Below are 25,079 nucleotides of genomic sequence, written 5' to 3' on the forward strand. Positions count from 1 at the left end.
GCGCGGGGCATCGCTGCCGTCGCGTCAGGCGTCCCAGAGCGCCCCCAGCGTCACCAGCTCCCCCCGGTACTCGATCCGGTCCGCCCATGCGCTGGGCCAGGCCCGCGACCCGAGGTGCGCGCCCGCGAAGGCGCCGGCCAGGCAGGCGATCGAGTCGGAGTCGCCCTTGGTGCAGGCGGCCCGGCGGAGGGCCGTCAGGGGCTCCTCGGGGAACATCAGGAAGCACAGCAGGCCCGTGGCGAGCGCCTCCTCCGCGATCCAGCCGTCACCGGTGGCCAGGCACGGGTCGAGCTCCGGCTCGGGCGAGCGCAGTGCCGTGGCGAGACGTTCGAGGACCTGCAGGCACTCGTCCCAGCCGCGGGCGATGAATGCCTCGGGCGTCGGGTCGTGTGCGTACGTCCAGAGGTTGCCCAGCCAGCGGTGCAGATAGCGGCCGCGGTTCTCGTAGGCGTACGAGCGCAGTTGGCCCACCAGCCCGGTCGGCTCAGCGCCTTGGGCCAGCAGGTGCACCGCGCGGGCCGTGAGGTCGCTCGCCGCGAGGGCGGTCGGGTGGCCGTGGGTGAGCGCGGCCTGCAGCTGCGCCGCGCCCGACCGCTGTTCCTCACTCAGTCCCGGTACGAGACCCACGGGCGCCACGCGCATATTGGCCCCGCAGCCCTTGGAGTCGATCTGGCTGGCCTCCTGCCAGGGCCGGTCGCTGTCGAGCTTCTGGCAGGCGACCAGACAGGTGCGGCCGGGGGCCCGGTCGTTCTCCGGGGAGTGGTACCAGTCGACGAACTCCTCGCGCACCGGCCGGACCAGCCTGGAGCCGACGAGCAGGCCGCGGGACATCGCCGTGCGGATGCCGCGCGCCAGTGCGAGCGTCATCTGGGTGTCGTCGGTGACGATCGCCGGCGTGGGCAGTTCCATCTGCCGCCACGGCCCGCACTTGGCGAGGATGGACGGCACGTCGTTGAACTCGGTGGGGAAGCCGAGGGCGTCGCCGAGCGCGAGCCCGGTCAGCGCCCCGGTGGCGGCCTGCTTGGTGATCGTCCTGGTGCTCCTCGTGGTGGTCATGTCTGTTGCCGTCCCTCCGGTCGCAGAAGTGGTGGGTACAGGGCGGAGGCGGCTCCCGCCCGGTAGAGCGCGGCCGGTTTGCCACGGCCGCCGGTGCGGCGCGGTTCGCCCTCGACGGCCTCGACGAAGCCGGGGGTCGCGAGCACCTTGCGCCGGAAGTTGGGACGGTCGAGCTCGACGCCCCAGACGGTCTCGTACACCTGCTGCAGCTCCCCGAGCGTGAATTCGCGCGGGCAGAAGGCGGTGGCGAGACAGGTGTACTCGAGCTTGGCGCCGATGCGCTCGTGCGCGTCGGCGAGGATCCGGTCGTGATCGAAGGCGAGAGAAGCGAGAGGGGGGTCGCCTCGGCCGAAGGCCGGCAAAGGCGCCGCCGTCGGCAGCGGCATCCATCGGGCGTGCGCCGCGTCGCCGCCGCCGCGCGGCTCCGGCAGGTCCGGTACGAGCGCGGTGTACGCGACGGAGACGACGCGCATCCGCGGGTCGCGGTCCGGTTCGCTGTAGGTGCGCAGCTGTTCCAGATGGAGGTCGGCCGCGGTCCGTTCCGTCAGTCCGGTCTCCTCCGCCAGCTCGCGGCGCGCGGCCGTCTCCGCGGACTCCCGGGGCAGCAGGAAGCCACCGGGCAGCGCCCACGCTCCCCGGTAGGGCTCCTGCCCGCGTTCGACGAGCAGGACGTGCAGCCGGCTCTCCCTGACCGTGAAGACGGCCAGGTCGACGGTGACGGCGAACGGTTCGAAGGCGTACGGGTCGTAGCCCTCGGGGCGGGTGGCGCTCATCGTTTCTCCGGAAGAGGATCCGCAAGGTCCCAGCCCTCGCCGATCAGTGCGTCCACGGCGGCGACCGCGGTGGCGAGCCGCTGCTCGTGCGGTCCGGTGAGCTCCACCGTGCGGCGGCCGGTGCGGGCCAGCTCCTCACGGAAGCGGCCAGTCATCCAGGGCCGCAGGTGCTCCCCGTCGCGCAGGCCGTCGTCCTCGAAGGCGACACCCTCGTGGTCGGTCAGCAGCCACAGGTGCTGTCGACAGGGCTCGGGGGCCACCGGGTAGCGGGCGCCCAGATAGCGCTCGTGCCAGACGGTGGTGGCGAAGGCGTCGGTGTCGCAGAAGACGACGGGAGACCCGGCACGCGCCGCCGCCTCCTCCAACTCGGCCTGCCGGCGTGCGATCAGCGGGAACTCGTCGGACGTGAACTCGACCTCGTCCCAGCCGGCGCCCGGCCGCAGTCGCCGCAGCGCGGCCAGCTTGTGCTCACTGAACTCCCGCCCGTACTCGGCGACATACCGGGTCCGCGTCCACACGCCGCCGCGCCGCCGGTAGTGCTCGGCAAGCGCCCAGGCCATCGTGGTGGTGCCGGTGGACTCGGCACCGAGCACGACCACCCGGCGGGCCAGCGCCGCGCGCACCGGCGGCTCGAGAAAGTCCCAGCAGCCCACGGGGTCCTTGCGCACCGCCGTCCCGGACACCGGGAAGACGCCCCGGTCGGGGTCGACGCAGACGGGCTCCGCGCCGAAGCGGCGGCCGAGTTCCTCCCCGTACGCCTCCGAGCTGAAGACGGCGTCGACGCGCTCGGGGACGGCGGTGCGGAAGACGGCCATGTGCGCCTCCCAGACCTCGGGGTCCTTCACGTCCACCGGGATGTCGTCCACGGCGCCCACGACGCGTACGCCGGGGTGCACTTCGCGCATCCAGGCGACCCGGTCGGCGAGTCGGATCGACTCGACGCTCGCGGCGCACACGAGGACGGTGAGCCGCTCGCAGCGGTCGGCCGCGGTGCGTACGAGATGGTGGTGGCCGGCGTGCGGCGGATAGAACTTGCCGAGGACCAGGCCGTGTCCGTATCGCCTCATACGGCGACCACCTGACGCCGGGCGTCGAGGTCGCGCGACCAGTTCAGCAGGCCGGCGACGCACAGCGCCATGAAGCCGGTGCAGAGCAGGGAGGTCAGATAGAGCTCCTTGTACGCGTACAGCGGCACGTACACCACGTCGGCGGCGATCCACAGCCACCACGACTCCAGGCGCTTGCGGCACTGCCCGTACGTCGCCATCAGCGACAGCGCGGTCGTAGCAGCGTCCCAGAAGGGAACGGTGGAGTCGGTGGCGCGGTCGAGCAGGAGGGTGAGCGCGACGGTCCCCATCACCCCCGCCGCGAGCAGCCAGGTCCACTCGGTGCGGGTGGTGCGCCGCACCGGCAGGACGGAAGAGCCTGGTCCACCCCCGTGGGTCCAGGTCCACCAGCCGTACACGGCGAGGGTGATGAAGACGACCTGCAGGCCGGCGTCGGCGTACAGGCCCGCCTGGGTGAAGAGCAGAACGAAGAGGACGTTGTTGGCGATGCCGATCGGCCAGTTGGCGATGTGCTGGCGGGCGACGAGCCACACACAGAGCGCGCCGCTGCCGAAGCCGAGGAACTCAGCCCGGCTCACCGGGGTGTCGAGCACGGTGAACAGCGGCTGCTGCAGCGGCTCGAGGATGCCCGTGAGACTCACACCCGCCTCCTTAATGGTCATTTTGACTATAAAGCGAGGGCGGCGGTCGCCACAAGGCCGCAAGACGGAGAAGAGCCCGTGACCTGAGCAGGTCACGGGCTCTTTCGATGCGTTTGTACGGCTACAGACCGACTTCCTTCATCAGCATGCCGACCTCCGTGTTGGTCAGCCGGCGCAGCCAGCCGGACTTCTGGTCGCCGAGCGTGATCGGCCCGAACGCGGTCCGCACGAGCTTGTCGACCGGGAAGCCGGCCTCCGCGAGCATGCGGCGCACGATGTGCTTGCGGCCCTCGTGGAGGGTGACCTCGACGAGGTAGTTCTTGCCGGTGTTCTCCACGACACGGAAGTGGTCCGCGCGGGCGTAGCCGTCCTCCAGCGCAATGCCCTCCTTGAGGCGCTTGCCGAGTTCACGCGGCAGCGGCCCCTGGATGGCGGCGAGGTAGGTCTTCTTCACGCCGTACTTGGGGTGGGTGAGGCGGTGGGCCAGCTCACCGTGGTTGGTGAGCAGGATGATGCCCTCGGTCTCCGTGTCGAGCCGGCCGACGTGGAAGAGCCGGGTCTCGCGGTTGGTGACGTAGTCGCCGAGGCACTGGCGGCCGTCGGGGTCCTCCATGGTGGAGACGACACCCGCGGGCTTGTTCAGCGCGAAGAACAGGTGGGACTGAGTGGCGACGGTCAGACCGTCCACCTTGATCTCGTCCTTCTCGGGGTCGACGCGGACCCCCTGCTCGATCACGATCCTGCCGTTGACCTCGACACGGCCGGCGTCGATCAGCTCCTCGCACGCCCGGCGCGAGCCCATGCCGGCGCGGGCGAGCACCTTCTGGAGCCGCTCGCCCTCCTGGTCGCCGAAGGTCTTCGGGGTCTTGATCACCGGCTTGTCCGCGTAGCGCTCGCGGTTGCGCTCCTCGGAGCGGGCGTCGTACTCGCGCGAACGCGCGGGCGCGGTGCGGCCGCCGCCGCGCTGCGGGGACTGCCTGGGGCCCCCCTTGGCGCCACCACGGGCCGCGTCGCCACGCCCCTTCCTCGGCGCGTCGGAGGAACCGCCCACGTCGTAGCGGCGCTCCTCCGGACGGGGCTTGCCCGCGCGCTTCTGCTTGTCGTCGCGGTCGTTGCCGGCACCGCGGTGGTTACCGCGCCCACCGCCGCTGCCGCGCCGCCCTCCGCTGTTGCCGCTGCTGTTCCTGCCGCTGCTTCGCATCAAAGTTCCGTCGTCGTCTTGTCGTCATCGTCTGTGTCCGGAGCGTCCGGATCGAACGACGGAACGCCTTCCTGCGTCTCGGCCTCGATCGCGTCCGCCTCGGGAAGGAAGGGCGCGAGCTCCGGAAGCTCGTCCAGGCCACGCAGGCCCATCCGCTCCAGAAAGTAGTTCGTCGTCCTGTACAGGATCGCACCTGATTCGGGTTCCGTGCCCGCCTCCTCGACCAGACCCCTCTGGAGGAGGGTGCGCATGACGCCGTCGCAGTTCACCCCGCGCACCGCGGAGACGCGTGAACGGCTCACCGGCTGCCGGTACGCGACGACCGCAAGGGTCTCCAACGCGGCCTGGGTGAGCCGCGCGTGCTGCCCGTCCAGCACGAAGCGCTCGACGGCGTCGGCGTGCTCGGGACGGCTGTAGAACCGCCAGCCGCCGGCCACGAGCCGCAGCTCGAAGCCACGGCCCTGGACCGTGTACTCGTCCGCGAGCTCGCGCAGCGCGTCCGCGACGGCCCTGCGGGGTTGCTCCAGCACCTTCGCGAGGTGTTCCTCCGTCGCCGGCTCGTCCACGATCATGAGGACGGCCTCGAGGGCGGGCTTGAGATCGCTCACTGCTTCTCCTCCACCACTTGGTCGAACTCGTCCGTCACGGTCACCGCCTCGGCCCGCTCCGCCGCCCAGACCACCGTCAGCTCGCCGAGGGCGTCCTCCTGGTCGAGCGCGACCGCCTTCTCCCGGTACAGCTCCAGCAGAGCGAGGAAGCGGGCGACGACGGTCAGCGTGTCCTCCACGCCCTCGGTCAGCTCACGGAACGAGGCCCGGCCACGTGCCTTGAGCATGGCGACCACCACCTCGGCCTGCTCCCGGACACTGACCAGCGGCGCGTGGATGTGGTCCACGTACACCTGCGGCTTCGGCCTCGGCTGCATGGCCTTCACCGCGAGCTTGGCGAAGCCCTCGGCGCCGATGCTGATGACGACGTCCGGCAGCAGCTCGGCGAGGTGCGCCTCCAGCCCGACGGTACGGGGGAACCTCCGGGCCTCGTCGTCCAGCCTCCGGTCGAAGATGTCGGCGATCTGCTTGTACGCGCGGTACTGCAGGAGCCGCGCGAAGAGCAGGTCCCGCGCTTCGAGCAGCGCGAGGTCGGCCTCGTCCTCCACCTCGGCGGCGGGCAGCAGTCGCGCGGCCTTGAGATCGAGCAGCGTCGCCGCGACGACGAGGAACTCCGTGGTCTGGTCGAGATCCCAGTCGGGCCCCATGGCCCGGATGTACGCCATGAACTCGTCCGTGACCTTGGAGAGGGCGACCTCCGTCACGTCCAGCTTGTGCTTGGAGATCAACTGCAACAACAGGTCGAACGGCCCCTCGAAGTTCACCAGCTTGACCCTGAACCCCGCGCCGCCGGAGCCCGCGTCGGGTGTCTGGGGCTCGCCCCCCGCGCCGCCGCGCGGCGCAGCTGCGCAGGGCCCCATGGTTTCGCCCCCGGCGACGCCGGAGACACCCACCTCGGCCGCCCGGCCGCCCTCGAGACCACGCGGCGCAACCCCGCCGGACACCGGCATCCCGCCCTCGGCGGCGACGTCGACCGCCACCGGGCCGCTCCCTGCGCCACGCGGCGCAGCCGCATCGGGGGCGGGGGGCTCGCCACCGGTTTCGGAAAGGGGCGTGGCGGGTGGATCCTCCCCCCGCGCAGCCACCGCGGCGGCCGGGGGCTCGCCCCCGACAGAGCCGGTGTCGGCCTCTTCGGGGGCCGGGGGCTCGCCGCCGGTTTCCGGAAGGGGCGGGGTGGGCGAAACGCCTCCCGCCGGACGCGACGCGCCCGGCCCCCGCCCCAGGGCGCGGCGGCGGGTCGGGCTCGGCGGGTCGTCGTTCGGGGGCATGTGGGTCCAGGGAGCGGGAGGTACGGGGCGCGCCCGCAGGCTACCCGGTCAGCGGCCCCGCAGGCGTCTCACGAGGATGCTCGCGTCGCCCCGCTGCTCGAGGTCCGCGAGGACCACCGCCACCGCTTCGCGGACGATCCTGCCGCGGTCGACGGCCAGGCCGTGCTCGCCACGCAGCACCAGCCGCGCGTGTTCGAGGTCCATGAGCTCCTCGGCGGAGACGTAGACCGTGATCTTCTCGTCGTGTCGTTCCCGCCCACTGGGCCGGCGGTTCGCGCCGCGTCCCCGTCGACGCGGCGGGGCGCCGGCCGCTGCGTCCTGCGCGGCGGGGCGGGCATCGGCCGCTCCGCCCCGGCCGGACGGCGCCGCGGCGTCCGTGGCCCGGCTGCGCCCCTCCCCGGGGGCGTCCGCGTCCGCCGCGGAGTGCTCCTCGGACGAGGAGGGCTGCGGCGCCGACCCCTCGCCAGGCTGCTCACCCTGCGCCGGCACGCGCGGCTCGCCGCCGCCCGCCCCCGGGTTCCCCTGCTTGCGCGGGGACGACGCCTGCAGCGGCATGCCCCCGGTCGTACGGAACAGCTCGTCGGCCCCGGGCAGACTCACTCGGCGTGACACCGGGCGAGCACCTCCCTGGCGAGCTGGCGGTACGCGGCGGCGCCCACGGAGTTCGAGGCGTACGTCGTGATGGGCTCGCCGGCGACCGTGGTCTCCGGGAAGCGGACCGTCCGCCCGATGACCGTGTGGTAGACGTGGTCGTCGAACGCCTCGACGACCCGCGCCAGCACCTCGCGGCTGTGCACGGTCCGCGAGTCGTACATCGTCGCGAGGATGCCGTCCAGTTCGAGGTCGGGGTTGAGCCGTTCCTGGACCTTCTCGATCGTCTCGGTCAGCAGCGCGACACCGCGCAGCGCGAAGAACTCGCACTCGAGCGGCACTATCACCTTGTGCGCCGCGGTCAGCGCGTTGACCGTGAGCAGGCCGAGCGACGGCTGACAGTCGATCACGATGTAGTCGTAGTCGGACATCAGCGGCTTCAGCGCACGCTGCAGCGTGGACTCGCGCGCGACCTCGCTCACCAGCTGCACTTCCGCGGCCGACAGGTCGATGTTGCTGGGCAGCAGGTCCATGTTGGGCACGGCGGTCTTCAGGAGCACCTCGTCCGCCGACATGCCCCGCTCCATGAGCAGGTTGTACACGGTGAGGTCGAGTTCCATCGGGTTGACGCCGAGGCCCACGGACAGCGCGCCCTGCGGGTCGAAGTCGACGAGCAGCACCCGCCGTCCGTATTCGGCGAGCGCGGCGCCCAGGTTGATGGTCGACGTGGTCTTGCCGACGCCGCCCTTCTGGTTGCACATCGCGATGATCTTCGCGGGGCCGTGGTCGGTCAGCGGGCCCGGGATCGGGAAGTACGGCAGCGGACGCCCGGTGGGGCCGATCCGCTCGCGGCGCTGGCGGGCAGCGTCGGGCGCGAGGGTGGCCGCGTACTCGGGATCGGGCTCGTACTCTGCGTCGGGGTCGTAGAAGTGCCCCTCGGGGACTTCCTCGTAGGCGGCGAAGTGGGTGGACTCTCGGCCACTCTCGTTGCCGGCCATGGCGTTCACGTGTTGGCCGTCCATCGTCTTCATCGTGTGGGCTGTCGTCATGTGCGTCGTGTGCCGGCGCTGGTGCGTGGCGAAGGGGCGGACAGCGACGGAGCCGACAGCCTCGAGACCGGACGACGGGTCCTGGCCCGCCGTACCCGTTCCTGGTTGACCACCCCCGGGAGTAAATGTCGACTCATTCACAAGTCGTCTTACCTCCTTGGACGGTGACCAGGAAACTTATCGATAGGTCAGCGTGGCACCATGCCGACGGTTGGCGACTCTATGGCGTGTCACCGGTCCGCAGCAACACAATCCGCCGGACCCGGCCCGATGTGTCGGCAATCGAACGCCCCCCTGTCAAGGGCGCACGCACCGTTCCGTGCGCCTCGGCCGACACGTTTCGGGGGTGCGCGAAACGGTTAAAGGGATACGTTCGAGGCGAGTTGAGCGACCACCACAAAGCGGACACCGACGAGTCCGGCCGGACCTTGCTCGGCAAGGTCCGGCCGGACTCGTGAGGTTGACGACGCGGGTTGACCGCTCAGGCGAGCAGCGCGCTCAGCTCGATGCTCTCGAGGCCGTGCGCCTCGGCGACCTCACGGTAAACCACCTTGCCGTCATGGGTGTTGAGGCCCATGGCGAGCGCGGGGTCACGGCGCAGCGCCTCGACCCAGCCGTTGTTGGCCAGGGACACGATGTAGGGCAGCGTGGCGTTGGTCAGGGCGTAGGTGGACGTGTTCGGCACCGCGCCCGGCATGTTGGCGACGCAGTAGAAGACCGAGTTGTGGACGTTGAACGTCGGCTCGGCGTGGGTGGTCGGACGCGAGTCCTCGAAGCAACCACCCTGGTCGATTGCAATGTCGACAAGTACACTTCCGGGCTTCATCTTGGCGACGAGCTCGTTGGTGACCAGCTTCGGCGCCTTGGCACCGGGGATGAGCACGGCACCGATGACGAGGTCGGCCTCGACGACGGCCTTCTCCAGCTCGAAGGCATTGGAGACGATCGTCTGCACCTTGGTGCCGAAGACCTTGTCCGCCTCCCGCAGCTTGTTGATGTCCCTGTCGAGCAGGGTCACGTGGAAGCCCATGCCGACGGCGATCTGGGTGGCGTTCCAGCCGGAGACACCGCCGCCGATCACCACGGCCCTGCCGGGCTGGGTGCCGGGGACACCGCCCGGCAGCACGCCACGGCCACCGGCCGAACGCATCAGGTGGTACGCGCCGACCTGCGGGGCGAGGCGCCCCGCGACCTCGGACATCGGGGCGAGCAGCGGCAGCGCGCGGTTCACCTCGACCGTCTCGTAGGCGATCGCCGTGGTGCCGGACTCCAGCAGAGCGTCGGTGCACTCGCGGGAGGCGGCGAGGTGCAGGTAGGTGAAGAGCGTCTGGTCCTTGCGGAGACGGTGGTACTCCTCCGCGATGGGCTCCTTGACCTTCAGCAGCAGGTCGGCGGTGGCCCAGACCTCGTCCGCGGTGCGCAGGATCTTCGCACCCGCGGCGACGTACTCGTCATCCGTGATCGAGGAGCCGACACCGGCGTTCTGCTCGACGAGGACCTCGTGCCCGTAGCGCACGAGCTCGTGCACGCCGGCGGGGGTGATGGCCACCCGGAACTCGTTGTTCTTGACCTCGCGGGGGATGCCGACCTTCACGTCGATCACGGTCCTTGACTCAGGGGATATATCGGTCGATGACACGCGTACCCAGCTACGCACGGGCATACCGGGACACGCCACGAGAAGCCGTGGCGTTGCCAGTCTAATGAAGGATTTCCAGCTGTCTAGCCTTGCAAAGCATTAATCTTTGAGTGCACTGCCACGGATTTCGTAGGTTGAATCCTCTGTTCCAAGCATTCTTTCCGCAGCGCTGCGGTGCAGCCGGGCCGCTGCGGGGTCGCCGAGCCGGTCGAGGGTGTCGGCAAGCCTGAGCTGCAGCGCCGCATGCAGCCGTACCTCGCCCGCCCGGCGCGCCAGCTCCATCGCCTCCTGGCAGGTACGCAGGCACTCCTCCGGCCGGCCCGCGTACTCCTGGACCCGGGCGGCCTCACTCAACGCCCGTGCCTGGGACGGGAGATCACCGACCCTGCGGTATCCGGCGACCGCCGCCCGCCAGCTGCGCAGCGCCTCCCCGTACCGGCCCGAGTGGGTGTACGCGGCACCCAGCCGCCCGTACAGCCGCGCCTCGTCGGCGTGCTCGCCGCGCGCCTGACGCTGGGCGAGGGCCCTGCCGTACCAGTCGGCCGCCCGCTGCCAGTCGCCCATCTCCTGGTGTGCACCGCCTACGGATTCCATCGCGCGGCCCGTCGCGTACGGGTCGTTCGCGGCGCGGCCCGCGTCAAGCGCCGCCCGGTAGCGGGCCAGCGCGTCAGCGGTGCGTCCGGTCTGCGCGTCGAGATCGGCGAGATTCAGCAGCGCGGCTGCCTGCTCCCGGTGCAGTCCGCGGCGCTCGGCCACGTCCAGCACCAGCTGGTGCAGCCCGTACAGCTCCGGAGCCGCCGCCTCGGTGCCCCAGTGCGCCGCGAGCGCCCTGACCAGGGCCGCGACCAGTCTGCGGGCCAGCGTGTCCAGCTCCCCGTCGTCGACGACGAGCCGCGCGGACGCCAGCAGCTCGGACCGGCTCGCGCGCAGCCATTCGGCGGCCGCCCCCGGGGAGGAGAAGCGCAGGGCGCGCGGCAGGGCGGCCACTTTCCTGCGGGCCGGGGAGCCTTCGGGCTCGGTGACCGCCCGGCAGGCCTGGAGCCGCCGTACGGTCCGCTCCAGCATCCTCGCGCGGGCCAGTTGCACCTCGGCGGGGCGGTCCGTGGACTCCATCAGCGTCCGCAGCAGCGGCGCGAGCGCGCCCGGCACTTCGAAGGAGCTCCCCGCAGGACGCACCAGCCCCAGTGCGGCGAAGCGCTCGAGCATCTCCTGTGCGGCCGGGACGGAACCTCCGGACAGCGCCGACGCGGCGTGCGCGTCCGCACGTCCGGCGGGCGCGAGCGCCAGCAGCCGCAGCGTGCGGGCGGCGGACTGCGGAAGCGACTCGTAGACCAGGCGGAAGGCTCTCGCCAGGGGCCTGGCGCCGGTGGGGTGCTCCTCGTCCGGCGGCAGTCCGCGCAGCCGCTTGGCTGCGTCGGCGACGGAGGCCCCCGGGCGGGCGGCCAACCAGCCGCCGACCAGCACCAGCGCGGCGGGCTCACCACCGCACTCCTCGGCGATCGCCTCGGCGGCCTGCGGGTCGACCGTGATCCGCACGGAGCCGGTGAAGGTGGTGAGCAGCTCGATCGCGGACTTCGCGTCCAGGCCGCCGAGCGTGCACGGCCGTACGTCGGGGATGCCGGTGAGGGGGCCGCGGGAGACGGCCACCACCAGGCAGTCCGGGTTCTGCGGCAGCAGCAGGTCGACCTGTTCGGCTTCCGTGACGTCGTCGACCAGAAGCAGCACCCGGCGCACGGCCAGCGCCTCGCGCACCATCTCGGTCAGTTCGTCGTCGCCCGCGCCGGGCGGGGAGGTGATCCGCAGCCGGTCCAGCAGCCCGCGGGCCGCCTCCTCCATGGGAACCGGCCGGCCGCCCGGCTCGGCAAGCCTGACCCGCAGGATGCCGTCCGGGTAGCGATCGGCGAGCGTGCGGGCGAGTTGCTCCGCCAGCGCGGTGCGCCCCGTGCCGGGCCGCCCGGCGATCAGCAGCACCCGCGCGCGGGGCGCCTTGCGCCCGGCGAGCGTATCGAGCCCGGCCTGCTCGATGTCTGCGGCCAGCGCCTTGAGCTCCCGCTGCCGCCCGAAGAACACGGGCTCCTTACACCCCGGCCCGCCCTGTGCCCCTCCCACGTGGCGGTCGTCGGATCCCGGCTCCGCCCCCGGCACGTGGTCGGCGTCGGATGCTGCCCCGGGCCGGGTGCCCGACGCAGGGTTGGCCTCGCCCGCATCCCGCGAGGCGTCGGCGCCGCCCGCCACATCTGCCACCTCGACCGCGTCAGGCCCGCCACTCCCGGTGCCCGACGCCGGGTCCGGCACGCCCGCACCGCACGAGCCGTCGGCACATGGCGCCGTAGTCGGTGTCGCGGATGCGACCCGTTCGTCGGGCACGGGCGAGAGACCCGGGGCCATGTCTCCGGTGGCCGAGTCGTGCCCGTTGTCGGCCCCGCTCGCGGTCGCCGGGACGGCAGCGTCCGTCCCCTCCACCGCGAGACCCTCCGACCGGCCATCGGCAGCGGCCTCCCGTTCGCCCGCGCCGCCGACGGGACCGGCTCCGGCCGTCGGGGCGCCCTCGGGCGGTCCCTCCGTCGTCACTACGTGGGCAGTGGCATCGCCGGGCGTGCCGGTCTTGGGCCCGGCCGAATCCGCCGCACCCGCCCCCGATGCCGGATCGGCCCCCCGCGTCGCGAGTGGGACGCCGGTGCCGTCGCCGTCGGCGTTCGTCGCCGGGACGGAGACGGATGGTTGTTCCGGCCCGGAAGACGGGGACCCGTCGGCTGACCCCGGCCGGCCGGTTGCGTCGTCGGAGGCACCGGTACGGGAAGGCCCGGCCGGCCGGCGGTCGGAGTGGGAGCGGGCTCGGGCGACGGCCGGCCGGGGCGTTGCTTCCGCGGCGGACGACCGGTCGGGACCGTCCAAGTCCAGCGCCTGATCCGTCACGGGCCACGCTCCAGTCCGCCGTGCGAGCCGAGCCCGGCGGGGCTCCGCGCGGGCGGTTCGAGCGTAGTTCACGCTCTGCGACGATCCGTGCGGAGCACGGCAGCGTACGGCGGAGTCATCACCCGATCGGATCAGCAGATTGTCACGTCAGATGCGCGACAGGGGTATTCACGCCTCGAACGGCCGCGCCGGCCACGGCGCCTCCGCGGGGCGCAGTGCGTCGAAACCGTCGCCGCCGCGCGCCGCGACCGCGGACAGGACGCCGACGACCAGGCACGTGTTGTGGAGTTCACCGGCGAGCACCCCCCGCACCAGTTCCTCCAGCGGAACCCGCGCCAGCTCCATGTCGGCCTCCTCCTCCGAGACCTCGAAGCGTTCGCCGTCCGCCTCCGACAGCTCGCGGGCGAGGAAGACCCTCACGGCCTCGTCGCAGCCGCCGGGCGTGGTGTAGACGTCGGTGAGCACCCGCCAGTCCTCGGCCTTGACGTGCGCCTCCTCGTACAGCTCGCGCTGTGCGGCGTGCAGCGGGTTCTCACCGGGTACGTCGAGCAGCCCGGCCGGGATCTCCCACAGCCGCTGGCGCACCGGGTGGCGGTACTGGCGGAGCACCAGGACCCGGCCCTCGGCGTCGAGGGCGAGCACGGCGACCGAGCCGGGGTGGACCTGGTAGTCGCGCTTGACGACCGTGCCGTCGGGCATGACGACGTCATCGGTGCGGACGCTGGTCTTGTTGCCCCGGAACGGCGTCGCGGTCGCGGTGACCTGCCAGTGCTCGGGCGTGTCCTTGATGGCCATCGAAAAGCGTCCTTCCAACCGCACAACGGAAACCGGGGTACGAACCCGTCGCAGGCCCGTACCCCGGTCAACCGTATCGCTTGTGTCCTACCGGCCCGACTTGCGCTCCACGGCCGCCTTCACCAGACCGGCGAACAGGGGGTGCGGACGGGTCGGACGGGAACGCAGCTCCGGGTGCGCCTGGGTGGCGACCAGGTACGGGTGCACTTCGCGCGGGTACTCGACGTACTCGACGAGCTTGTTGTCGGGGGACGTGCCCGAGAAGAGGATGCCCGCCTTCTTCTCCAGCTCCGCGCGGTAGGCGTTGTTCACCTCGTAGCGGTGGCGGTGGCGCTCCTCGACGTACGGCTGGTCGCCGTAGACCTCGCGCACGATCGAACCCTCGGCGAGCTTCGCCGGGTACAGGCCGAGCCGCATGGTGCCGCCGAGGTCGCCCGCACCCTCCACGTACGCCAGCTGCTCCTCCATCGTGGAGATCACCGGGTGCGCGGTGGCCGCGTCGAACTCGGTGGAGTTGGCGTCCGGGATCTCCGCCAGGTTGCGCGCCGCCTCGACGACGATGCACTGCAGACCGAGGCACAGGCCCAGCAGCGGGATCCTGTTCTCGCGGGCGTACTGGATGGCGCCGACCTTGCCGTTGACGCCGCGCTCGCCGAATCCGCCGGGGATGACGATCGCGTCGACGTCGCCGAGCTGCTTGGCGGCGCCGGCCGGGGTCTTGCAGTCGTCGGAGGTGACCCACTTGACGTGGACGCGGGCCTTGTTGGCGAAGCCGCCGGCCCGCATGGCCTCGGTGACGGACAGGTAGGCGTCGGGCAGGTCGATGTACTTGCCGACGAGCGCGACGGTGACCTCGTGGTCGGGGTTGTGGACCCGGTCCAGCAGGTCCTCCCACACCGTCCAGTCGACGTCCCGGAACGGCAGGTCCAGCTTGCGTACGACGTACGCGTCCAGGCCCTCCGTGTGCAGCACCTTGGGGATGTCGTAGATCGACTTGGCGTCGATGGCGGCGACGACCGCGGCCTCGTCGACGTCGCACATCAGGGAGATCTTGCGCTTGATCGCGGTCGGCACGTCACGGTCCGCGCGCAGCACGATCGCGTCCGGCTGGATGCCGATGTTGCGCAGCGCGGCGACCGAGTGCTGGGTCGGCTTGGTCTTGAGCTCGCCGGAGGGGCCGATGTAGGGCAGCAGCGAGATGTGCACGACGAAGACGTTGTCCCGGCCGACCTCGTGGCGGACCTGGCGGACGGTCTCCAGGAACGGCAGCGACTCGATGTCGCCGACCGTGCCGCCGACCTCGGTGATCACGACGTCGACGTCGTCCGTCGCCATCCGGCGGATCCGGGACTTGATCTCGTTGGTGATGTGCGGGATGACCTGCACCGTGTCGCCCAAGTACTCGCCACGCCGCTCCTTGGCGATGACCTGCGAGTACACCTGGCCGGTGGTGACGTTGGCCGAGCCGTCGAGGTCGACGTCGAGGAAGCGCTCGTAGTGGCCGATGTCCAGGTCGGTCTCCGCGCCGTCGTTGGTGACGAACACCTCACCGTGCTGGAACGGGTTCATCGTGCCGGGGTCGACGTTGAGGTACGGGTCGAGCTTCTGCATGGTGACCCGCAGGCCCCGTGCCTTGAGCAGCGCGCCCAGGCTGGAGGCCGTGAGGCCCTTGCCGAGGGAGGAGGCGACACCCCCGGTGACGAAGATGTGCTTGGTCGTCATGGATTTGGGCGGCATCGCCAAGAGGGGGCTCCCGTGGTTCGCGAGGTGAGGTGCGTGCCGGCCGCCGACCCGGATCGGGGGGTGCCGTCGCTGCGGTTTCGGTGCCTTGCGGCCACCGGTCCACGGGGTACCAGGGTATCAGCGACGGGGGTGGGCCGCCTCCGGCCACGCCTGCGCACGCGCCTGCCGGGCGTCCGCGGGGGTACCGTGACGACGACGCATGGGAACCGCTCAGCGGGGGTCACCTACCGCTCACCCGTTCGGCGCCCCCATGTTGCCGGGACACTCGTACAGATCACCTACATGCGTCGTATCCTGCTCGGACACTCGCTGCCGAGCCGGACGTGTGAACGGCCTCCATCCCCAGGCCGTACCAACCGGAGAACGGCACCCCCCACCAGGCAAGTGGCAACGCCTCCCGCGTGGTGTTTTTGGGGTAGCCGCGACTCGTCAACGACCCTTGACCGCAAGGAACCGCAGAAACCGCAGTAAGCGCCCCGTGGGGCGGACGTGGCCGTTCGACTGGAGATGCACGTGGCCGGGCGCATCGAGGATTACGCACTCATCGGAGACATGCAGACCGCAGCACTGGTCTGCCGGGACGGCACGGTGGACTGGCTGTGCCTGCCGCGCTTCGATTCGCAGGCCATCTTCGCCGGGCTGCTCGGCACCGAGGAGCACGGCTTCTGGCGACTCGGGCCCGCCTACGGCTCGCACGCCCAGGCGCCGGTCGCGACCCGCCGCAACTACCGCGGCGACTCCCTGATCCTCGAATCCGAGTGGGACACCCCGCGCGGCACCGTCCGTGTGACCGATTTCATGCCGCCCCGTGACGGCGCGCCGCAGCTGATCCGGATCGTCGAGGGCGTCTCCGGGCGGGTGCCGATGCGCTCCGCCCTGCGGATGCGTTTCAGCTACGGACGGATCGTGCCGTGGGTCCACAAGGTCGACAACCGCACGGTCGGCGTCGCAGGCCCCGACTCGGTGTGGCTCGACTCCGACGCGGACACGTACGGCAAGGACCTCACGACCTACTCGGACTTCACCGTCGCCCCCGGCGACCGGATCACCTTCACCCTCAGCTGGCAGCCCTCGCACAAGGAACCGCCGGCCCTCCCGGACCCCGACGGCTCTCTGGAGGCCACCGCCGAGTTCTGGCGCGAGTGGGTCGACCACTGCACGTACCACGGCCCGTACCGCGAGGCGGTGGTCCGCTCGCTGATCACGCTGAAGGCCCTGACCTACGCGCCGACCGGCGGCATCGTCGCCGCGCCGACCACGTCCCTCCCGGAGGAGATCGGCGGCGTCCGCAACTGGGACTACCGCTACACCTGGCTGCGGGACGCGGCGATCACCCTCTCCTCGCTGCTGCGCACCGGCTACCGGGAAGAGGCTCGTGCCTGGCGCGAATGGCTGCTGCGCGCGGTCGCCGGCGACCCGGAGAACCTGCAGATCATGTACGGCATCGCCGGCGAGCGCGAGCTCGGCGAGGCGGAACTCGACTGGCTGCCCGGCTACGAGAACTCGGGCCCGGTGCGCGTCGGCAACGGCGCCGCCCACCAGCTCCAGCTCGACGTGTACGGCGAGGTCACCGAGGCCCTGCACCTCGCGCACATGACGGGCCTGGCCCGCAACGACTACGCATCACTGCTCCAGCTGAAACTGATCCGCTATCTGGAGAAGCACTGGAACCAGCCCGACGAGGGCATCTGGGAGGTCCGCGGGCCGCGCCGGCACTTCGTGCACTCCAAGGTGATGGCGTGGGTCGCGGTCGACCGGACGATCAAGCTGATCGAGTCCGGCGACGCGGACGGACCGCTGGACCGCTGGCGCGAACTGCGCGACGAGATCCACCGTGACGTCTGTGAGAAGGGCTACGACCCGGAGCGCAACACGTTCACCCAGTCGTACGGCTCGAAGGAGCTGGACGCGTCCTTGCTGCTGATTCCGCAGATGGGCTTCCTGCCGCCGGACGACAAGCGGGTCATCGGCACGATCGAGGCGATCCAGCGCGAGCTGTCCACCGACGACGGTTTCATCCTGCGGTACCCGACGGAGGGGGCCGATGAGGGTGTGGACGGTCTTCCGGGCGACGAGGGCGCGTTCCTGGCGTGCTCGTTCTGGATGGCGGACGACCTGGCGATGATCGGGCGGGTGGACGAGGCGCGTCGGCTGTTCGAGAAGCTGCTGTTGCTGCGCAACGACCTCGGTCTGCTGGCGGAGGAGTGGGACCCGAGGCTGCAGCGCCAAGTGGGCAACTTCCCGCAGGCGTTCAGCCACGTCCCGCTGATCGACACGGCGCTCCGCCTGACCGCGTCCGGGGCGTACGGCGGTTGAGGCGTCGCGAGATCCCCGTCCGGTTCGTCAACCGGACGGGGATCTCTTCTTCTTCGATCGTTGCGCGTTCGATCGTGGCGCACCGCGTCGCAGACGCGGCGTACGAATGGGCGGCGAGACCCTACAGGCGCGAGGCTGCTGTTGTCCTTGGAACTGCCGCCCCGGTAGCGTCCTGAGGCATGGAAACGCAGGGCGGCATCACCGTGCGTCGGGCACTCGAGCTGCCCGGCCTCCGCAGCGGTCTCCCAGAGGTACTCGCCGGGGCGGACCGGCTGGAGCGCACAGTGCGCTGGGTGCACGCCGGCGAGGTGCCGAACATCGCCTCGCTGCTCAAGGGCGGCGAGCTGCTGCTGACGACCGGTCTGGGTCTCGGCACCCGCCCGGCGGAGCAGCGTGGCTTCGTGCACCGGCTCGCCGAACGCGGCATCGCGGCGCTCGTCGTCGAGCTGGGGCCGCGTTTCTCCCGGCTGCCGGCATCGATCGTGGAGGCCGCGCGGGCCGCCGGGCTGCCGCTGGTGCAACTGCACCGCGAGGTGCCGTTCGTGACCGTGACGGAAGAGATCCACACCGAGATCGTCAACGGCCACTACGCGCTGCTACAGCAGGCGGAGGAGGTGCACCGCCGCTGCACCGAGGCCCTGCTCGGCGGGGGCGGCGTGCCCCAGGTGCTCGGGATCCTCGCGTCGTTCACCGGCGACCCGGTGTTCCTCGAGACACCCGACGGACAGCTGCTGTACGCCGCCGACCTGCCGGGCGGCGAGACCGCGCCCGCCGACCCTCTCCAGGTGTGGGAGGGCCTGCGCGGCGGCCGGCACGACGGCCCGCCGGCGAACGCCGTCCTCGTCGACGTGCCCGGCGGCGGGCTCGGGGCAGGCGCGGTCCGTGCCCGGCTGGTGCTGCTTGCCGTCTCCTCCCCGCTGCTGCCCGTGCACCGGATGGCCGCGGAGCGGGCGGCGGGCATCCTCGCCGTGGTCCTGATGCAGGCCCGCCAGGAGGAGGAGCTCGCCGCCCGCGGACGGGGCGACTTCCTCACCGACCTGGCGGAGGGCCGCATCGCCCCGGAGGCCGCGCCCGCCCAGGCGCGGGTCCTCGGCTTCAAGCCTGGTACGGGGCCGCTGCTGCCCGTGGTGATGCGGCTCGCTGCCGAGCTGACGCCTACCGGCAACTGGGCGGTGCTCGCCCGCGCCGTCTCCGAGGAACTGTCGTCCCTCGGGGTGCCGGTGCTGCTCGGTGTGCGACCGGTCGAGGGCAGGGTCCCGCTCCTGGTCGGCCTGCGGACCGAGACCGACCGGGCAGCCGTCGCCGACCGGGTCGCGGAGGCGCTGCGTGCCGGGGTGGCGCGGGCCGGACTGGAACGCGCGGGCGCGCACCCGCCGGTCGTCGTGGTCGCCGCCGCGGGCGGCTGGGCCGTGGCGAGCGCGGCCCTGCGGCACGCGGCGGAGACGGCGACCGCGGCGCAGGGCCTGGGCGACCGGCCCTGGTACGACGCCCGCCGCCTCGACATCGACCTGCTGCTGTGGCGGCTGCGTGAACATCCGGATCTGGCGGCGTTCGTCGACCGGGCGATCGGGCCGCTGCGGGCCCATGACGCGGCGTCACGGCCGCCGCTGCTGCCGACGCTCGAGACGTATCTGGCGCACGCGGGCCGCAAGGCGGAGACCGCGCGGGAGCTGCATCTGAACCGTCAGACGCTGTACAACCGGCTGGCACGGATCGGGGAGCTGCTCGGCACGGACCTGGAGGACCCGGAGACGGTCCTGGCGTTGAGCGTGGCGCTGCGGGCGCGCCGCCACACCCGCTGACGCCCGGCCAGGCCGCTGCGCGGGCTTGTTCCCCTCCCCCTTACCGAACCGGTGCGAGCCCCGAAGGCGTTACGGCTGGCCCGGGGGCGTGGGGGCCGGCACTCGTCCTCGGCACGGCAGGGCTGCCCGCAGCGGTCAGAGCCGCGCCGTCAGCTCGTCGTACATGCTCAGGACCTGTGCCACCGTCTCGTCCTCCGTCGGCCATGTCCCGGCCTGCGCCCGCCCCGCCGCCGACAGCCGATCCCGCCGCGCCGGGTCGGACAGCAGCCGCGTCACCGACGACGACAGCGCGACACAGTCGCCGTACGGCACCAACTCCGCTGCCTCGCCGACAAGTTCGGGGACGCCGCCGACCGCCGTGGCGACCAGGGGCACGCCGAGCCGCAGCGCCTCCTGTGCGAGCAAGGGGCGGGCCTCCCAGCGGGAGGGGAGGACGGCCACGTCCGCCGCGGCCAGCAGTTCGGGAATGTCCGCGCGGCGGCCCAGCAGATGCACCTGGAGGTCCTCGTCGGCGATGCGGCGTCGGAGCGCCTCCCGGGCCGGGCCCTCGCCCGCGATCATCAGCAGCGGCGCCGGGTCCTGTCCGCTCCACGACCGGGCGGCGTCGAGCAGCGTGCCGTAGCCGCGGTGCCGCTCGAGCGCGCCGACGGCCAGCAGCAACGGGCGCTCCACGACGCCCAGCTCGGCCCGGAGCTTGCCGCCTGCGGCGGCCCGGGCGCACGATGCCGGCTGTGTCGCCACCGGAGCGAGCCTGGCGTCGCGCGCACCGCAGGCCCGGGCCCGGTCGACCAGTTCGGAGCATGTACCGAGGACGACCGTGGCCGCCCGCACGGCCCTGCGCTCCAGCAGTCGCAGGACCGCTTCCCGCGCCCCGTGGGCGCGGGTGTGCCAGGTGACGACGAGCGGGACGCGGGCGCGCTGCCCGCCGAGGGCGAGCGCGGCGCGCACGGCGGCGTGCAGCCCGTGCGCGTGCACCACGTCCGCCCCGGCGCACGCCGCCCGCAGCACGGCGACCGTCGACGGGTCGCTCCGGCGCGCGACGGCCGCGAACTGCGCGCCGGCGCCCCGGAAGTCGTGGACGTGGTCGATATCGGCGGGGGCGCACACCGTCACCCGCACGCCCCGTGCCGCCAGCCCCGCGGCCAGCGACCTGACGTGCGCGCTGCTGCCCGCACTGCCGCCGCCCAGCACTTGGACCGTACGCAGCTGTGTCACGCGCCAAGGATGCCAGCCCGTACGGACGTTCCGGCACCGTCCGTGTGTCGTGCCTGTGTACGGAAGCTGGTCAGGCTGACCGGGATCACTCACATGGGTGATCCCGGTCCGCGCCGGACGAGATGGGCCTACCCGTCCGCCCGTGCCGTCGCCAGCAACTCCTCCGCGTGGGCGCGGGCGGTCTCGGAGTTCTCCTGGCCGGCCAGCATGCGGGACAGCTCCCGCACCCGGTCCTCGCCCTCCAGGGCGGTCACGCCGCTCCTGGTGACCGTGCCGTCATTGGTCTTCTCCACCAGCAGCTGGCGGTCCGCGAACGCCGCGACCTGCGGAAGGTGTGTCACCACGACGACCTGCGCCGACTTCGCCAGCTTGGCGAGCCGGCGCCCGATCTCGACGGCCGCCTTGCCGCCGACGCCCGCGTCGACCTCGTCGAAGAGGTACGTCGGCACGGGATCGCTCCCCGCGAAGACGACCTCGACCGCGAGCATCACCCGGGACAGCTCGCCGCCCGACGCGCCCTTGGCGATCGGCCGCGGCGGGGCCCCGGGGTGCGGAGCGAGGAGCAACTCGACCTCGTCGACGCCGTGGGGCCCGTACGCCACCGGCCGGCCGCCGACCTCGACGCCGTGCGGATCCTCCGTCTGCCGGATCGCGAACGACACCCGGGCGTGCGGCATCGCCAGCGAGGCCAGCTCCTCCGTCACGGCCTCGGCGAAACGTGCCGCGGCCTCCGTGCGTGCATCCGTCAACGCCTGGGCCAGACCGGACAGTTCGTCGCGCAGTGCGTCCCGCTCGACCGTCAGCTCGCCGATGCGGTCGTCGTCCCCGTCCAGTTCGGTGAGCCGGGCCGCGCCCTGCTCCGCCCACGCGAGGACGGCGGCGATGTTCTCGCCGTACTTGCGGGTCAGCTGGGTCAGCGCGGCCCGCCGCTCCTCGACGGCGGCGAGCCGCAGCGGGTCGGCGTCCAGATTGTCGGCGTACCCGGCGAGCTCGCCGGCCACGTCCCCGAGCAGGATGGAGATCTCGCCGATCCGGTCGGCGAGCGCCGCCAGCGCCGGATCGTGGGAGCGTACGGCGTCCAGCGCCCGCCCGGCGCCGGCGACGAGTGTCGTGGCGTCGACGACCTCCGGGTCCTCCGGGTTGCCCGCCAGGGCGGCGTGCGCGACGGACGCGGCGGACGCGAGTGCCTCCGCGTGGCCGAGCCGCTCCGCCTCCGCGGCGAGCTCGACGTCCTCCCCGGCACGCGGCTCCACGGCGGTGACCTCGTCGAGGCCGAAGCGCAGCAGGTCAGCCTCCTGGGCGCGCTCGCGTGCGCGCGTCGTCAGCTCGTCGAGCTCCGCACTGACGGCACGCAGCCGCCGATAGGCGGCAGCGTACTTGGCGTGCGGTCCGGAGACGGCGTCACCCGCGTACCGGTCGAGGGCCTCCCGCTGCCGAGCGGGACGCAGCAGGCCCTGCTGGTCGGTCTGGCCGTGCACGGCGACGAGTTCGTCGGCGAGCTCGGACAGCATGCCCACCGGCACGGAGCGCCCTCCGAGATGGGCCCGGGAGCGCCCCTCGGCAGAAACGGTCCGGCTGATCAGCAGGGTGCCTTCGTCGAGCTCGGCCCCTGCCTCCTCCGCGCGCAGCGCGGCCGGGGCGCCCGGGGACACGCTGATCCGCCCCTCCACCACGGCCGACTTCGCGCCGATCCGCACCAGCGCGGGGTCGGCGCGCCCGCCGAGCAGCAGCCCCAGGCTGGTGACGACCATCGTCTTGCCGGCGCCCGTCTCGCCGGTCACCGCCGTGAATCCGGGCGACAGCTCGACAACCGCGTCGTCGATGACCCCGAGTGACCGTATCCGCATCTCCTCCAACACGGACACGACCATACGAGGTCCGGCCCCTCGTGTGCGACGGACCCCGGTGTCCGATTCACTCTCCCGGGACGGAACGGTTCAGTGCGGGGCCCCGCGCCAGCCGGAGACCGGGAGGGCGAACTTGGCCACCAGCCGGTCCGTGAACGACGCGTGGTGCAGCCGGGCGAGGCGTACGGGTACGGCGCCCCGACGGACTTCCACACGCGCCGCGTGCGGCAGTTCGACGGTCCGGCGCCCGTCGCACCACAGGACCCCGTGCGGGGTGTGCGGCTGGATCTCCACCGCCAGCACCGACGTGGGCGAGGTCACCAGCGGCTTGGCGAACAGCGCGTGCGCGCTGATCGGCACCATCAGCAGCGCCTCCACCTCGGGCCAGACCACCGGCCCGCCGGCCGAGAAGGCGTACGCCGTCGAGCCGGTCGGGGTGGCGCAGACGATGCCGTCGCAGCCGAAACCGGTCGCCGGCCGCCCGTCGATCTCGAGGACGACCTCGAGCATCCGCTCGGGCGAGACCTTCTGCACGGCCGCCTCGTTCAGCGCCCAGTCCCGGTGCACGATGTCGCCGTTGCTACGCACCACGACATCGATGGTCATGCGCTCCTCGACCTCGTAGGCGCGGGTGACGACCCGGTCGACGACCTTGTCGAGGTCGTCCCGCTCGGCCTCCGCGAGGAAGCCGACCCGCCCCAGGTTGACGCCGAGCATCGGCACCCCTGACGCACGGGCGAACTCGGCACCGCGCAGCAGCGTCCCGTCGCCGCCGAGGACGATCAGCAGCTCGCAGCCGTCGAGTACCTCAGGGGTCGCGTCGGCCACCGTCTCGACCGAGGCCGGCAGCGGCAGGTCGGCCGCCTCCGCGGCCAGCACGCGTACGCCGATGCCGCTGCGCAGCAGCCCCTGGACGACGAGCTCGGCGCTGCGGATGGCCGCAGGCCGGCCGGTGTGCGCGAGCAGGAAGACAGTACGTCTCGAGGTGGTGCCCTGTGTTGCATCTGTTGTCGTGGTCAACGAGGTCCCTCCGCCACTGCGCGGTCGACGTCCGCCGGATCGAGCTCGGGCGCACCGGCCCTGAGCCACAGAAAGTATTCGACGTTGCCGGAGGGACCCGGTAGTGGACTTGCGGTCACTCCGCGCACCCCGAGCCCGAGCTCCGCCGCCCTCTGCGCGACGGCCCGGACGGCTTCGGCCCGCAGCTCCGGGCTGCGCACCACTCCCCCGCTGCCGAGGCGCTCCTTGCCGACCTCGAACTGCGGCTTGACCATGAGCACAAGGTCCGCGTCGGGAGCGCTGCAGCGCACCATGGCGGGCAGCACGAGCCCGAGCGGAATGAAGGACAGATCCCCCACCACAAGGTCCACCGGCACTCCGTCGATCGTCTCCAACGTCATTTCACGAACGTTGGTACGGTCCTTGACCGTGACGCGTTCATCGCTCTGCAGGGACCAGGCGAGCTGCCCGTAGCCGACGTCCACGGCGACGACGTGCCCGGCGCCGGCGCGCAGCAGCACATCGGTGAAGCCTCCGGTCGACGCGCCGGCGTCCAGCGCCCGCCGACCCTCCACCTTCAATCCCAGCGGCGTGAACGCGGCGAGCGCGCCTGCCAGCTTGTGCCCGCCGCGCGACACGTAGTCGGGGTCGCTGTCGTCGGCCGCGACGACGATCGCGGCGCTGGTCTCGACCTGGGTGGCGGGTTTGGTCGCCGTGTTGCGGCCGACGGTCACCCGGCCCGCGGCGATCAGCTGGCTCGCGTGCTCGCGCGAACGCGCGAGTTTCCGGCGTACCAGCTCTGCGTCGAGACGGCGGCGGGCCACTCCTGCCACGTGCGGTTCAGCTCCTGTGGTTGTGCGGTACCGGCTGGGGCCCCGGACGGGTGTCCAGCGCGGTCAGCGCGTCCCTGAGCCCCCGGTGTACATCCTCGTACACCTCGAGGTGTCCGTCGGCAGCGAGGTGGTCGACATCGGCCAGCCGCTCGAGCAGCACGTCGACGCCGGTGTCGCCGGTGGGCACACGCGATACGCCGAGAGGCGCGGGGTGCGCGGGGTCCTGCGCCGGCGCCGGTTCGGGCATCGAGTCGCTCATGTCGCTCATGCCCAGACGCTACCGCGAAGCCCTGCGGTACCGTCGCTGCCGATGGCCACCACGCAGGAGTGCCGCGGCGCGCTCGACAGACTCTCGGACAACCTGGCGAAAGCGGACGGCGACGTACGGAGCGCTGCCGCGCTCGACCGTTCCCTCAGCTGCCACATCACGGACCTGGACGTCACGTTCACCGGCCGTATGGACAACGGCCGGATCGAGGTGACGGACACCACACAGGGGCCGCCGCGGGAGAAGGCCCAGATCCGGCTGGCGATGGCCGGGGACGACCTGGTGGCGATGGTGGACGGCTCGCTGAACTTCGCGAAGGCGTGGGCGTCGGGGCGGGTCCGCCTGGAGGCGGGCTTCCGCGACCTGCTCCGCCTCCGCACCCTCCTCTAGTGTCCTGCGCCGGAGATCCGTCGGCAGAAGCGGGCGAGGGATTCGAGGATTTCTTCGGCGGT

General features: G+C 72.1%; 21 protein-coding genes. 3 read left to right on the forward strand and 18 right to left on the reverse strand.

Annotated features, from left to right (window positions below):
• Positions 1–24 precede the first annotated feature (24 nt).
• The 13 genes from IE198_RS10465 to pyrG form a co-directional block, all read right to left on the reverse strand.
• A complete protein-coding gene (locus IE198_RS10465) occupies positions 25–1,056 on the reverse strand; it encodes an ADP-ribosylglycohydrolase family protein (RefSeq protein WP_189885047.1) in 1,032 nt (343 codons plus the stop codon).
• Entirely contained in the window at positions 1,053–1,829 is a 777-nt protein-coding gene (locus tag IE198_RS10470; RefSeq protein WP_189885049.1) for an NUDIX hydrolase, read from the reverse strand. Before IE198_RS10470 ends, IE198_RS10465 begins: the two co-directional genes overlap by 4 nt.
• Complete coding sequence (locus tag IE198_RS10475) at positions 1,826–2,896, reverse strand: AAA family ATPase (protein ID WP_189885051.1); 1,071 nt, start codon at positions 2,894–2,896, stop codon at positions 1,826–1,828. Before IE198_RS10475 ends, IE198_RS10470 begins: the two co-directional genes overlap by 4 nt.
• Positions 2,893–3,537: a nicotinamide riboside transporter PnuC gene (gene pnuC / locus IE198_RS10480; RefSeq protein ID WP_189885053.1), complete on the reverse strand. Its 645-nt coding sequence runs from the start codon at positions 3,535–3,537 to the stop codon at positions 2,893–2,895. Before pnuC ends, IE198_RS10475 begins: the two co-directional genes overlap by 4 nt.
• A gap of 121 nt (positions 3,538–3,658) precedes the next feature.
• Complete coding sequence (locus tag IE198_RS10485) at positions 3,659–4,738, reverse strand: pseudouridine synthase (RefSeq protein WP_189885055.1); 1,080 nt, start codon at positions 4,736–4,738, stop codon at positions 3,659–3,661.
• On the reverse strand, positions 4,738–5,346 hold the full coding sequence (scpB, locus tag IE198_RS10490; RefSeq protein WP_100106449.1) for an SMC-Scp complex subunit ScpB: 609 nt from the start codon (positions 5,344–5,346) through the stop codon (positions 4,738–4,740). The genes IE198_RS10485 and scpB overlap by 1 nt, the downstream gene beginning before the upstream one ends.
• A complete protein-coding gene (locus tag IE198_RS10495) occupies positions 5,343–6,614 on the reverse strand; it encodes a segregation and condensation protein A (RefSeq protein WP_189885057.1) in 1,272 nt (423 codons plus the stop codon). Before IE198_RS10495 ends, scpB begins: the two co-directional genes overlap by 4 nt.
• A 48-nt stretch (positions 6,615–6,662) precedes the next feature.
• Entirely contained in the window at positions 6,663–7,226 is a 564-nt protein-coding gene (locus IE198_RS10500) for a hypothetical protein (protein WP_189885060.1), read from the reverse strand.
• A complete protein-coding gene (locus tag IE198_RS10505; RefSeq protein WP_100106452.1) occupies positions 7,211–8,395 on the reverse strand; it encodes a ParA family protein in 1,185 nt (394 codons plus the stop codon). Before IE198_RS10505 ends, IE198_RS10500 begins: the two co-directional genes overlap by 16 nt.
• A gap of 340 nt (positions 8,396–8,735) precedes the next feature.
• Complete coding sequence (gene ald, locus IE198_RS10510) at positions 8,736–9,848, reverse strand: alanine dehydrogenase (RefSeq protein WP_189885128.1); 1,113 nt, start codon at positions 9,846–9,848, stop codon at positions 8,736–8,738.
• A gap of 144 nt (positions 9,849–9,992) precedes the next feature.
• Positions 9,993–12,281 carry a tetratricopeptide repeat protein gene (locus IE198_RS10515; RefSeq protein WP_444545424.1) on the reverse strand — a complete coding sequence of 763 codons (2,289 nt, stop codon included), beginning with the start codon at positions 12,279–12,281 and terminating at the stop codon, positions 9,993–9,995.
• 696 nt (positions 12,282–12,977) lie between these two features.
• Positions 12,978–13,604: an NUDIX domain-containing protein gene (locus IE198_RS10520; RefSeq protein WP_189885062.1), complete on the reverse strand. Its 627-nt coding sequence runs from the start codon at positions 13,602–13,604 to the stop codon at positions 12,978–12,980.
• An 87-nt stretch (positions 13,605–13,691) separates the two neighbouring features.
• Complete coding sequence (gene pyrG, locus IE198_RS10525) at positions 13,692–15,341, reverse strand: CTP synthase (RefSeq protein WP_189885064.1); 1,650 nt, start codon at positions 15,339–15,341, stop codon at positions 13,692–13,694.
• A 519-nt stretch (positions 15,342–15,860) separates the two neighbouring features.
• Between pyrG and IE198_RS10530 the strand changes: the two genes are divergently transcribed.
• Positions 15,861–17,663: a glycoside hydrolase family 15 protein gene (locus IE198_RS10530; RefSeq protein WP_189885131.1), complete on the forward strand. Its 1,803-nt coding sequence runs from the start codon at positions 15,861–15,863 to the stop codon at positions 17,661–17,663.
• 179 nt (positions 17,664–17,842) lie between these two features.
• Positions 17,843–19,465: a PucR family transcriptional regulator gene (locus IE198_RS10535; RefSeq protein WP_189885066.1), complete on the forward strand. Its 1,623-nt coding sequence runs from the start codon at positions 17,843–17,845 to the stop codon at positions 19,463–19,465.
• 135 nt (positions 19,466–19,600) lie between these two features.
• Here the strand turns inward: IE198_RS10535 and IE198_RS10540 are convergent, their stop codons facing one another.
• From IE198_RS10540 to IE198_RS10560, 5 genes are all read right to left on the reverse strand, one after another.
• The gene (locus IE198_RS10540; protein ID WP_189885068.1) at positions 19,601–20,680 is read right to left on the reverse strand and encodes a glycosyltransferase family 4 protein; all 1,080 of its coding nucleotides are present in this window, start codon (positions 20,678–20,680) and stop codon (positions 19,601–19,603) included.
• A 128-nt stretch (positions 20,681–20,808) separates the two neighbouring features.
• Positions 20,809–22,551 (reverse strand): DNA repair protein RecN, encoded by a 1,743-nt coding sequence (recN, locus tag IE198_RS10545; RefSeq protein ID WP_189885070.1) that lies wholly within the window; start codon positions 22,549–22,551, stop codon positions 20,809–20,811.
• 66 nt (positions 22,552–22,617) lie between these two features.
• Positions 22,618–23,547: an NAD kinase gene (locus tag IE198_RS10550; RefSeq protein WP_189885072.1), complete on the reverse strand. Its 930-nt coding sequence runs from the start codon at positions 23,545–23,547 to the stop codon at positions 22,618–22,620.
• Entirely contained in the window at positions 23,544–24,359 is an 816-nt protein-coding gene (locus IE198_RS10555) for a TlyA family RNA methyltransferase (RefSeq protein WP_189885074.1), read from the reverse strand. The genes IE198_RS10550 and IE198_RS10555 overlap by 4 nt, the downstream gene beginning before the upstream one ends.
• A gap of 7 nt (positions 24,360–24,366) precedes the next feature.
• On the reverse strand, positions 24,367–24,618 hold the full coding sequence (locus IE198_RS10560; RefSeq protein ID WP_229833827.1) for a hypothetical protein: 252 nt from the start codon (positions 24,616–24,618) through the stop codon (positions 24,367–24,369).
• A gap of 51 nt (positions 24,619–24,669) precedes the next feature.
• Here IE198_RS10560 and IE198_RS10565 point away from each other — a divergent pair, with 51 nt between their 5' ends.
• Positions 24,670–25,017: an SCP2 sterol-binding domain-containing protein gene (locus tag IE198_RS10565; RefSeq protein WP_189885076.1), complete on the forward strand. Its 348-nt coding sequence runs from the start codon at positions 24,670–24,672 to the stop codon at positions 25,015–25,017.
• Positions 25,018–25,079: the final 62 nt, after the last annotated feature.

Origin of the sequence: Streptomyces xantholiticus (assembly GCF_014651015.1) — a bacterium.
Taxonomy (GTDB): Bacteria; Actinomycetota; Actinomycetes; order Streptomycetales; family Streptomycetaceae; genus Streptomyces; species Streptomyces xantholiticus.